Raw genomic sequence first — 10,101 nt, 5'->3', positions numbered from 1 at the left:
AGGGTCTCGGCCATGATGCGCTGACCGTCCTGGACGGCACGTCGCTGCACGTCCTGAGCGCGGCCGACGACGGAGATGCGCGCGACGTCGGCGGGCGGCGCCACCTGCGTCACCCGGTCGTCGTGCGACATGAGGTGCTCGATCTCCTGCTTGCGCAGGTTGCGGCGCGTCCAGGCCGCGCTCGCGCCGGGCGCGTGACGGGACATCCACCGCGCGACGAGTCGCTTCTCGACCGCCTTGTCGGGGCTCAGATCCAGCGACGGCGCCTTGGTGCGCAGCACGAGCACGTGCGTCGCGCCCTGGGCCAGTGCTGTCTCGACGGGGATGTTCTCCGCGATCCCGCCGTCGATGAAACGTCGTCCGTCGATCTCGACGGGTGCGCCGCCGAGAACCGGCAGCCGCGCCGTGGCGCGCAGTGCGTCCTGCAGGCTCGCCTTGTCGTGGATCATCGGCGCCAGGTCGACCGCGTCGCCACTCGCCGCGTCGGTGGCGATGGGGTGGTACTCGACATCGCTCGCGAGGATCTCCTCGAACCCCATCGGCGTGACGTTCTCGTACAGGTCGTAGACGATGACGTCGGTGTCGACGACGGGTTTGCGACGCAGCGCGTTCGACGGGCGGATCGTCGCATTCATGCTCTCCGGCGCCCACCAGCCGTGCAGATTGGCCCGGGCGCGGCCACAGATCAGCCAGGCGCCGTTGAGAGCTCCGGCCGACGCGCCGTAGACCGCATCGACGGTCGTGAGCAGGTCGCGAGCCTCGAGCTCGGCCACCATGCCGCCGCCGTAGGCCGCGCGGGAACTGCCGCCTTCGAGGACGACGGTGACGCGCGCGTGGTCGTGACGCCGCAGGGGCTGGCTCGAGTTGTCGCGCCGGTGGCGCATGACGTCGAGGACGGTCTTCACGGTTCCCCATCCTGACGCGCGTCGGCCCCACGGGCCAAACGCGAGGGTGAAACCCTCCCGACCGCCCCAGGCCACCAACGCGGCCCGCTGACCAGAGGAACGGCGGCGGGGGACGACCTGCTTGGATGTGCGGATGGAGTTCACCGCCGCGATGCTCGCCGCCGTCGTCGCGGCGATCCTCGTCGGCGCGGTGCTCCAACGCCTGTCGGGTTCGGGCATGGGGCTCGTCCTGGCTCCGACACTGACGCTCATCATGGGCGCCGCCCATGGCGTCCTGCTCGCGAACGCGACGACGACCGTTTCCGGCCTGCTGCTCACCCTGACGTTGCGACGTGACGTCGACTGGCGGCGCGCCGGCATCATCTGCGCCTGTGTCGTGCCGGGCGCTCTCGTGGGTGCCGTGGTCGTACGCGAGGTCAGTGCGGCCTGGCTGCAGGTCGTCGTCGGAGTGGCGGTGCTCGGCGCGATCGGCTTCACCGTCGGCGCCGATCGCCTCGGCCGTCTACCGCACGTCACGTCCGCGTGGGTGACGCCCGTCGCAGGCGTCATCGGCGGATTCTTCAATACGCTGTGCGGGGTCTCGGCGCCCGTCCTCGTCATCCACTCCCGGCTGACGCGGTGGGAGCACCGATCGTTCGCCGCGACCCTCCAACCCATCTTCATGACGATGGGGGCCATCTCGGTCATCGCGAGGACGACGCTCGGGTCGACGGGCTCGACCGAGTTGCCGCCCTGGTGGCTCATGCCGCTCGTCGTCGTGCTCGTGCTCATCAGTGTCCGCATCGGCGAGGGTCTCACGCCTCGCGTGACGACGGCGCAGGCGAAGCGACTCGCGATGGCGCTCGCCGCGCTCGGTGGCGCGTCGGCGCTCGTGCGGGGTCTTCTCACACTCTGACGCTCACCTGACGAGCATCTGCGACGCGCCGCCGCCTGCCCCCAGGCCGGCGTGGTCGAATGACGCATGAGCACTTTCACCGTCGCCGGTCATCACGTCGGACGCGTCGGGTACGGCGCCATGCAGCTTCCCGGGCCGGGCGTGTTCGGTCCGCCACGCGATCACGACGAGGCCGTCCGCGTGCTGCGTCGCGTCGTCGAGCTCGGCATCGACCACATCGACACGTCGCAGTTCTACGGCCCGAACGTCTCGAACGAACTGATCAAGGAGGCGCTGCATCCCTACGCCGACGATCTCGTCATCGTCTCCAAGGTCGGCGCCGTGCGGGGCCCGTCGGGTGAGTGGCTGCCGGCGCAGCGCCCCGACCAGCTCGTGGCCGCGGTCCGCGAGAACCTCGTGACGCTCGACGTGGAGCGGCTGCCGGTCGTCAACCTGCGCGTCATGCCCGTCGACGAGATCGGCGAGGAGAACGCCTGCCCCCTCGAGGAGCAGCTCGGTGCCATGCAGGGCCTGGTCGAGGCGGGGGAGCTCGAGGCGTTCGGCGTCAGCAACGTCTCGACCGAGCAGGCGCGCGTCGCGCTCGACGCGGGCGCCGTGTGCGTGCAGAACGCCTACAACCTCCTCATGCGTGACGACGACGCCACGCTCGAGCTGTGCCGTGAGCGTGGCGTCGCCTACGTGCCGTTCTTCCCGCTCGGCTCGGCGTTCGAGCACCTGCCGAAGGTCGGCGACGACCGGGCGGTGCAGCGCATGGCCGCCGAACGCGGCGTCACGCCGGCGCAGGTCGGCCTGGCTTGGTTGCTCGCGCGCGCCGAGAACGTCCTGCTCATCCCTGGCACATCGTCGATCGCGCACCTCGAGGAGAACACGGCGGCTCGCGACGTCACCCTCAGTGACGACGACCTCATGACGCTGAACGCCCTGCGCTGAGCGGCGCGTGCCGCGCACCGTCGCAGCGGCAGCAGCTGACGTCGATGGGAGCGTTCTTCCGTGCCCTCACAGACCAGATGCTGCCCTCCGACGTGCGTCAGATGTCGGCGCCGAGCGACTGGGCGAGGCGTCGCACCGGGGCGGCCTCGTCCTTCTTGCCCGCACGCTCGAGCGAGCGGGCCAGGAGCACGGCGGCGTCGACGTTCGTCGGGTCGACGTCGAGCAGTTCACGGGCCGCGACGGTGGCCTTCGTCAGCTGCGCCGAGTGGTAATAGCTGCGGGCGAGCAGTTCGCGAGCATCACGCGACGCGCCCTCCGGCGTGCCGGTCATGCCCTCGATGAGACGCGCCGCCTCGGTGTACTTGCGCACGTCGAACAGCTCCTTGGCCGTGCGCAGGGTCTCGTAGGGGTCGCCGCTCGGGTCGGTGATCGTGTGCAGGCCTGACGGACTGGTCGCCGCGCCGAGCATCTGCTCCATCGTCGGCGTGGCCGCCGGCTCGTGCGCCTTCATCGGCGTGGTGGGCTCGAAGGTCTCGTCGCTCATGGCTGCTCCTGTGCGTCGCGGTGTGTCCGCGTCAACCATCGCTGCGGCGCCGCTGTTCCCGATCACCTCGCCTCCGAACCGCGCGCCGACGAGTGGTGGCAGCACACCGCGGGGTTCGTCAGTCCGTCGTGCGTGCCGCTTCGGACGTCGACTCGTCCTCCGCGGCCTCCGCGGCGTCGAGGGGTACGGCATCGACGTCGGGGGAGTCGTGCGGGCCGTCGTATCCGGCGAGGGAGCGGCGGCTGCCGCGGGCGACGAGCGCATCGTCGCCGGTGACCATCCCGCGCAGCGTCGTCGCACCGCCACGCAGTCGCGAGAGGAAGCGCACGAGCGAGCGGCGCTCGTCGGGGTTCGTGCGCTGGTCGATCTGTCGATCGCGAGGGTCGTCGTGCGCGGCTTCGGGGTGCTGCATGTGCTCGACGGTCAAGGCGGCCACGGCGCCGGCGTGCGCGTACATGACGGAGTGCGCTGCGCTCGGGATCTCCCAGGCGCGTGCGTGCGGCGTGATGTCGCACAGGTGCCGTGCCCAGGAGCGCGGGCTGGTCACGTCGTGCTGCCCACGCAGGATAAGGGTGTGCGCGCGCACGTGCGGGAGCCGCTCTTCGATCGGGTAGTTCATCATCTTCGGCAGCACCTTGAAGAACCACCACGGCCCGCAGAGCACGTAGGAGATGAGGACGTGCACGGTGATCGCGAAGGGTTCGCGCCCGGCGCACTGGGCGAGGCGCCACGCCTGGCGCGCGATGCTGCTCTCGGCAGAGTTCACGACGGGGCCGATGAGGACGATGGTGCTGAGATCCGAGCGCCGCGCCGCGACCTCGGTGACGACCTGTGAGCCCATGGAATGCCCGACGAGGACCGGGTCGTCCAGCTCGAGCTGGGTGATCGCGGCCTCGACGAGATCCGCGAATCCTTCGATCCCGGGCGTTTGCTTGCCGTGCGGAACGCCGCCGAAGCCGGGAAGGTCGATGGCGTGGACGGTGCCGACCTGATTGAGATCGAGGGCGAGGCGAACGTAATAGTCGGAGGCCACTCCGATGCCGGCGACGAGGACGAAGTCGCGACCGCGGGGGCCGCTGATCGAGGTGACGCGCGCTTGGGAGGGGCCGTGCTGCACGCGCGAGACCGTCACGTTTCCGCTCGTCGCGTGTTGCTCGGGCTCTGTCCGCATCGTCGCTCTCCATCGTCCCGCAGCGCCGGCGAACCCACACGCGCTCGCCCTGTCTATCCCGCGATCCTACCCAGGGGTAGTGGCGGCGTCCGCGCGACGGGCGAGGCTCGTCCAAGGCTGACGAGACGGGGCCCGGAGAAAACTTCTGCGACGGGGAATGAAGTGCGGATCAAACAAGTTGAGTCAAGTAACAGCAACTTTGATGAGCCGAGGGTTGACACTCACGGCGAAACAGAGTTGAGTCAACATCAGTCAATCTGACGGTGTGGGCCACGCCTGCAGGGCGCGCGCACAGATCGTCGTTTCCTCGAACGAAGGAGATCCCACCATGGGTCGCGCAGTCGGTATTGACCTCGGTACCACCAACTCGGCCGTCGCCGTTCTCGAAGGCAACGAGCCCAAGATCATCGCGAACGCCGAGGGCGGTCGCACCACCCCATCCGTCGTCGCGTTCACGAAGAACGGCGAGATCCTCGTCGGCGAGATCGCGAAGCGTCAGGCGGTCACGAACGTCGATCGCACCATCCGTTCCGTCAAGCGCCACATGGGCACGGACTGGACGACGGAGATCGACGGCAAGAAGTACACGCCGCAGGAGATCTCGGCCCGTATTCTCATGAAGCTCAAGCGTGACTCCGAGGCCTACCTCGGCGAAGAGGTCACGGACGCCGTCATCACGGTTCCCGCCTACTTCGACGACGCCGAGCGTCAGGCCACGAAGGAGGCCGGCGAGATCGCGGGCCTCAACGTCCTGCGCATCGTCAACGAGCCCACCGCCGCGGCCCTCGCCTACGGCCTCGACAAGGGCAAGGAGGACGAGCTCATCCTCGTCTTCGACCTCGGTGGCGGTACGTTCGACGTCTCCCTGCTCGAGGTGGGCAAGGACGCGGAGGACGGCTTCTCCACCATCCAGGTGCGCGCCACCTCCGGTGACAACAAGCTCGGTGGCGACGACTGGGACAACCGCATCGTCGAGCACCTCATCAACAAGGTGAAGAGCGAGTCCGGCGTCGACCTGAGCAAGGACAAGATCGCCATGCAGCGTCTGCGTGACGCCGCGGAGCAGGCGAAGAAGGAGCTGTCGAGCTCGACCTCGACGAACATCTCCCTCCAGTACCTGTCGATGGGCGAGAACGGCCCGATCCACGTCGACGAGACGATCACGCGTGCTCAGTTCGAGCAGATGACGAAGGACCTGCTCGAGCGCTTGAAGAAGCCGTTCGAGAACGTCATCAAGGATGCGGGCGTCAAGATCTCCGACATCGACCACGTCGTCCTCGTCGGTGGCTCGACCCGCATGCCGGCCGTCGTCGAGCTCGTCAAGCAGATGTGCGGTGGCAAGGAGCCGAACAAGGGCGTCAACCCGGACGAGGTCGTCGCCGTCGGCGCCGCGCTGCAGGCCGGTGTGCTCAAGGGTGAGCGCAAGGACGTGCTGCTCATCGACGTCACGCCGCTGAGCCTCGGCATCGAGACGAAGGGTGGGCTTTTCACCAAGCTCATCGAGCGCAACACGGCCATCCCGACGAAGCGCACCGAGGTGTTCTCGACGGCTGAGGACAACCAGCCGTCCGTCGACATCCAGGTGTTCCAGGGTGAGCGCGAGATCGCCAAGGCCAACAAGGCTCTCGGCAACTTCGAGCTCACGGGCATCGCTCCCGCGCCGCGTGGCGTGCCGCAGATCGAGGTCACGTTCGACATCGACGCCAACGGCATTGTGCACGTCTCCGCGAAGGACCGTGGCACGAACAAGGAGCAGTCGATGACGATCTCCGGTGGCTCCGCGCTGCCGAAGGAGGACATCGAGCGCATGGTCCGCGAGGCCGAGGAGCACGCCGCCGAGGACGCGAAGCGTCGCGAGGAGGCCGAGGCCCGCAACACGGGCGAGGCTCTCGTCTACTCGACGGAGAAGTTCCTCGAGGAGAACGGCGACAAGGTGCCCGCTGACGAAAAGTCGGCCACCGAGAGCGCCCTCGCCGAGCTCAAGGAGGCCCTGAAGCCGGAGTCGTCCGCGTCGCCGGAGGACATCAACGCGAAGGCCACGGCGCTGTCTGAGGCCAGCCAGAAGATGGGCGCCGCGATGTACGCCGCGCAGGCCGAGAACGGCGACGCCGCGGGTGCGGCCGGTGCCGAGGGCGCTGCAGGCGAGCAGAAGCAGGGTGGCGACGACGTCGTCGACGCCGAGGTCGTCGAGGACGACGACGACACCTCCAAGTGAGTGCCTGACCGGGGTGCCACGCGCACCCCGGTCGGCCCCTGACACGAGTACGGCCGGTGGGCTGCCCACGGGGAGCCCACCGGCCGCTTCGCCACCAGGAGGTGGCAGGAAGGAGTCCGTCATGACGGACCAGAACACGAGCGGCGCCACGCCCCACAACGCCGACGGTGCGACGCAGGGCGAGACCGACAACTCGTTCGCCGGCGGTGTGGGTTCAGACCTGCCCGGCGGAGAGCAGCCCGAGAAACTGCAGACGCGTTCCGACGAGGCCGCCACGCAGGCCGGCCCCGACGCGACGAGCGCTGACGACGCGGTCGCCGAGCACCCGGACTCGAAGCTCGCTGCGGAGCGCCTGTCCGACCTGCAGCGCATCCAGGCCGAGTACGTCAACTACCGCAACCGCGTCGAGCGCGACCGGGCTCGTGAGAAGGAGACGACGATCGGCTCGGTCGTCGAATCCCTCATCCCGGTGCTCGACGACATCGAGCTCGCGCGCCAGCACGGCGACCTCACCGAGGGCCCGATGAGCAAGATCGCCGACAAGATCGAATCGACGCTCAACCGCTTCGGTGTGGCACGCTTCGGCGCGGTCGACGAGGCGTTCGACCCCAGCGTCCACGAGGCGCTCATGCACGTCGAGGCCGAGGCGCCCGAGGGCGTCGACGGAACCTTCGTCGTGCAGGTGCTGCAGCCGGGCTACAAGGTGGGCGAGCGCGTCGTGCGTCCCGCCCGCGTCTCGGTCGCAGGCTGATCGAGCGCGCCGCGGCCGAGCCGGGTCGCTTCGTGCCGCGGGGCAACCTGCTTCGCTGACGTCGCGGCGGCGCCCCCACCGGGCGCCGCCGACACACAACTGAAAACCCCATTCGCACGCGCACGCGATGCACGCCCGGTCCGCAACCGGCGGGCGTGAAACCACGAAGGAGGTGCGCATGGCCAGTCAGGACTGGTTCGAAAAAGACTTTTACGCCACCCTCGGTGTCGCGCAGGACGCGAGCGAGGAGGACATCAAGAAGGCCTACCGCAAGCTGGCCCGCAAGTACCACCCGGACAAGAACCCCGGTGACACCTCCGCTGAGCAGAAGTTCAAGGAGATCGGCGAGGCCAACCAGGTGCTCTCCGATCCGCAGCAGCGTCAGGAGTACGACGCCGTGCGTCAGATGGCGCGAGGCGGCGCCCGCTTCAGCGGCGGTGCCGGCGGCGCCGAGGACGTTTTCTCGTCGATGTTCGGCGGGGGCGGCGGCAGCGGTTACCGCACCTATTCGAGTGGGGCGGGTGGCCAGCAGGGCATCAACCTCGAAGATCTGCTCGCCCAGTTCGGTGGCGCCGGCGGAGGCTTCGGGGGCGGCGGGTTCAGCTCCGGCTTCGGCGGCGGCTCCCGTCAGCGCGCCGCCCAGAGAGGCGAGGACGTCGAGGCGCGCGCGTCGATCACGTTCCGTCAGGCCGTCGAGGGCAGCGAGGTGCGCATCAGCGACGCCGATGGTCAGAGCTTCACCGCGCGCATTCCGGCCGGGGTGAAGGACGGGCAGAAGATCCGGTTGCGCGGCAAGGGCCGTCCCGGCTTCGGCGGTGGCCCGAACGGCGACATGATCCTGCACATCAGCGTCGGCACCGACCCGGTCTTCGGCCGCGACGGTGACAACCTCACCGTCGAGCTGCCCGTGACGTTCGCCGAGGCCACCCTCGGCGCCACGGTGCAGGTGCCCACCTTCGACGGCAAGAGCGTCAAGGTCCGCGTCGCGCCCGGCACGCCCTCGGGCCGCAGCCTGCGCGTCAAGGGCCGTGGCGTGAAGACGAAGAAGGCGACCGGCGACCTCATCGCGAAGGTTCACGTCGTCGTGCCGAAGGAGCTCACCGACGAGCAGCGTCGGGCCGTCGAGACCCTCGCGGCGGGCGAAGCCGACCCGCGCGAAGAGCTGCTCGCGAAGGCGCGTCAGGCCGCGTCGTGACGCCGTCGCGGGTCGAACGGCGGCGCGGCGAGATCGTCGACGACCACAACGGACGCGTCGGTGACGAGCGGCTGCACGGCCTCGACGCTCCGGCGAAGCCGGTGTACGTCATCTCCGTCGCCGCCGAACTGGCCGGGATGCACGCCCAGACGCTGCGCCAGTACGACCGTCTGGGGCTCGTCACCCCCGAACGCACGGGTGGCGGCGGCCGCCGCTATTCGATGCGCGACATCGCGCAGCTGCGTCGGGTGCAGGAGCTGTCGTCGGAGGGAGTCTCGCTCGCCGGCATCCAACGCATCATGGAGCTCGAGCACCAGGTCACGGCGCTACGGGCGCAGATCGAGGAGCTGAGCGAACAGAACGCGCAGTACCGGGACGCACTCGAATCGCGCTCTCACACGTGCGTCTTCGCGGCCGGACGCGACGGCATCGTCGCGCTGGGGCCCGGCGAACGACCGCGCCCGCGCTCGATCGGGCGTTCGCTCCGGCCGTACAGCACCCGCTGAGCCCGAGCTCGTCACGACGCACGCTCCGGAGCGCACGACGCAGCGCCACACCGTCGTCGTACAACACCTGCATGGCCGAGGCCCTCATCCCCGACTCGGGATGAGGGCCTCGGCGCGCGATGCGGGCGTCAGGTTGCCGTCACAGGATGCCGTGCTCGCGCAGCAGCACGCCGATCTCGGTGGAGTCGAGCCCCTTCGCGATCTTGCGGCGCAGTACGGCGGGGCCGGGCAGCTCGGTCTTCTCGCCGTCCTTGAGGCGCGCCGAGGCGTCGAGCAGCGTCCGCACGTCGTAGGTCGAGTTGAACACCTCGGGCACACCGCGCTCGACGCCGAACAACTGGTAGGTGGCTTCCATGCCGGTGCGCACCGAGTACTCGGTCGTGAAGATGCAGTCGCGGCTGGTCTCGGCGAACTGGCCGATGAAGGCGAAGTTCTCCGCGCCCTCCGGCACGACGTCAGGGCGGTCACCGGCCTTGCGGGGCATGAAGAACGACGTCACGTACGGCATCATGACCGGTACGCACTTCGCGCCCGTCGCCGCGAGTTCGGGGATGTCAGCCTCGGGCACGCCGAGGTGGTAGAGCCACTCGGCGGTGATCTCCTCGCCGGTGCACTCGCTCATCGGCTTCTTGACGTAGTCGCCGGGCGTGTCGACGAACAGGCTGTAGACCCACACGACGATCTGGTCCTTCGGCTGCTTCTTGAAGTGCGGCTGGCGGTTCACCGTCCAGCTCATGAGCCAGCTCGAATCCTTGACGGTGACGATGCCGCCCGTCACGACCCGTCCGCTGAAGGGGTCGCGCTTGGCGATGCGCCGGATGTACTCGGGGATGCGCTCATCGAGCGTCGTGACGGTCGCCGACTCCCACTTCGTCTCGTCGATGGAGCTGCAGAACACCTCGGGGCGCCCGAACGACGGATCCTTGCGCGCGATCTTCTTCCACAGGTCCCACGCCGAGGCAGGGCCGCGGTTCAGCGTCGCGGCGGTG

The 10,101-nt window shown here is 69.1% G+C and carries 10 protein-coding genes; 6 read left to right on the top strand and 4 right to left on the bottom strand.

Annotation, left to right across the window (positions count from 1 at the left end; all coding sequences use genetic code 11):
- A partial coding sequence (locus B2284_RS09145) for a patatin-like phospholipase family protein (protein ID WP_286697406.1) occupies positions 1 to 905 on the bottom strand: 905 nt, incomplete at its 3' end.
- Positions 906 to 1,038: 133 nt separating this feature from the next.
- Here B2284_RS09145 and B2284_RS09140 point away from each other — a divergent pair.
- Together B2284_RS09140 and B2284_RS09135 are read left to right on the top strand one after the other, a co-directional pair.
- On the top strand, positions 1,039 to 1,800 hold the full coding sequence (locus B2284_RS09140) for a sulfite exporter TauE/SafE family protein (protein WP_286697405.1): 762 nt from the start codon (positions 1,039 to 1,041) through the stop codon (positions 1,798 to 1,800).
- Positions 1,801 to 1,866: 66 nt separating this feature from the next.
- Positions 1,867 to 2,730, top strand: a complete 864-nt coding sequence (locus B2284_RS09135) for an oxidoreductase (RefSeq protein ID WP_006946260.1) — start codon at positions 1,867 to 1,869, stop codon at positions 2,728 to 2,730.
- Between the two features lie 97 nt (positions 2,731 to 2,827).
- Here B2284_RS09135 and B2284_RS09130 read toward each other — a convergent pair whose 3' ends face one another.
- Together B2284_RS09130 and B2284_RS09125 are read right to left on the bottom strand one after the other, a co-directional pair.
- Positions 2,828 to 3,274 carry a tetratricopeptide repeat protein gene (locus B2284_RS09130; protein WP_081873572.1) on the bottom strand — a complete coding sequence of 149 codons (447 nt, stop codon included), beginning with the start codon at positions 3,272 to 3,274 and terminating at the stop codon, positions 2,828 to 2,830.
- A 118-nt stretch (positions 3,275 to 3,392) separates the two neighbouring features.
- A complete protein-coding gene (locus tag B2284_RS09125) occupies positions 3,393 to 4,445 on the bottom strand; it encodes an alpha/beta fold hydrolase (protein WP_051805624.1) in 1,053 nt (350 codons plus the stop codon).
- A gap of 328 nt (positions 4,446 to 4,773) precedes the next feature.
- Between B2284_RS09125 and dnaK the strand changes: the two genes are divergently transcribed.
- The 4 genes from dnaK (at position 4,774) to B2284_RS09105 (ending at position 9,112) form a co-directional block, all read left to right on the top strand.
- Positions 4,774 to 6,660 (top strand): molecular chaperone DnaK, encoded by a 1,887-nt coding sequence (dnaK, locus tag B2284_RS09120; RefSeq protein ID WP_074041113.1) that lies wholly within the window; start codon positions 4,774 to 4,776, stop codon positions 6,658 to 6,660.
- A 121-nt stretch (positions 6,661 to 6,781) separates the two neighbouring features.
- The gene (locus B2284_RS09115; protein ID WP_074041112.1) at positions 6,782 to 7,411 is read left to right on the top strand and encodes a nucleotide exchange factor GrpE; all 630 of its coding nucleotides are present in this window, start codon (positions 6,782 to 6,784) and stop codon (positions 7,409 to 7,411) included.
- A 178-nt stretch (positions 7,412 to 7,589) separates the two neighbouring features.
- On the top strand, positions 7,590 to 8,606 hold the full coding sequence (locus B2284_RS09110) for a DnaJ C-terminal domain-containing protein (protein ID WP_006946096.1): 1,017 nt from the start codon (positions 7,590 to 7,592) through the stop codon (positions 8,604 to 8,606).
- A complete protein-coding gene (locus B2284_RS09105) occupies positions 8,603 to 9,112 on the top strand; it encodes a heat shock protein transcriptional repressor HspR (protein ID WP_136788786.1) in 510 nt (169 codons plus the stop codon). The genes B2284_RS09110 and B2284_RS09105 overlap by 4 nt, the downstream gene beginning before the upstream one ends.
- Before the next feature lie 139 nt (positions 9,113 to 9,251).
- Here the strand turns inward: B2284_RS09105 and B2284_RS09100 are convergent.
- A partial coding sequence (locus B2284_RS09100) for an oleate hydratase (RefSeq protein ID WP_286697404.1) occupies positions 9,252 to 10,101 on the bottom strand: 850 nt, incomplete at its 5' end.

It is taken from the genome of Dermacoccus sp. UBA1591, assembly GCF_002322065.1.
GTDB lineage: Bacteria > Actinomycetota > Actinomycetes > Actinomycetales > Dermatophilaceae > Dermacoccus > Dermacoccus nishinomiyaensis.
Note: the sequence above shows the minus strand (reverse complement) of the source record. Positions and strands in the feature narration are given on the sequence as shown.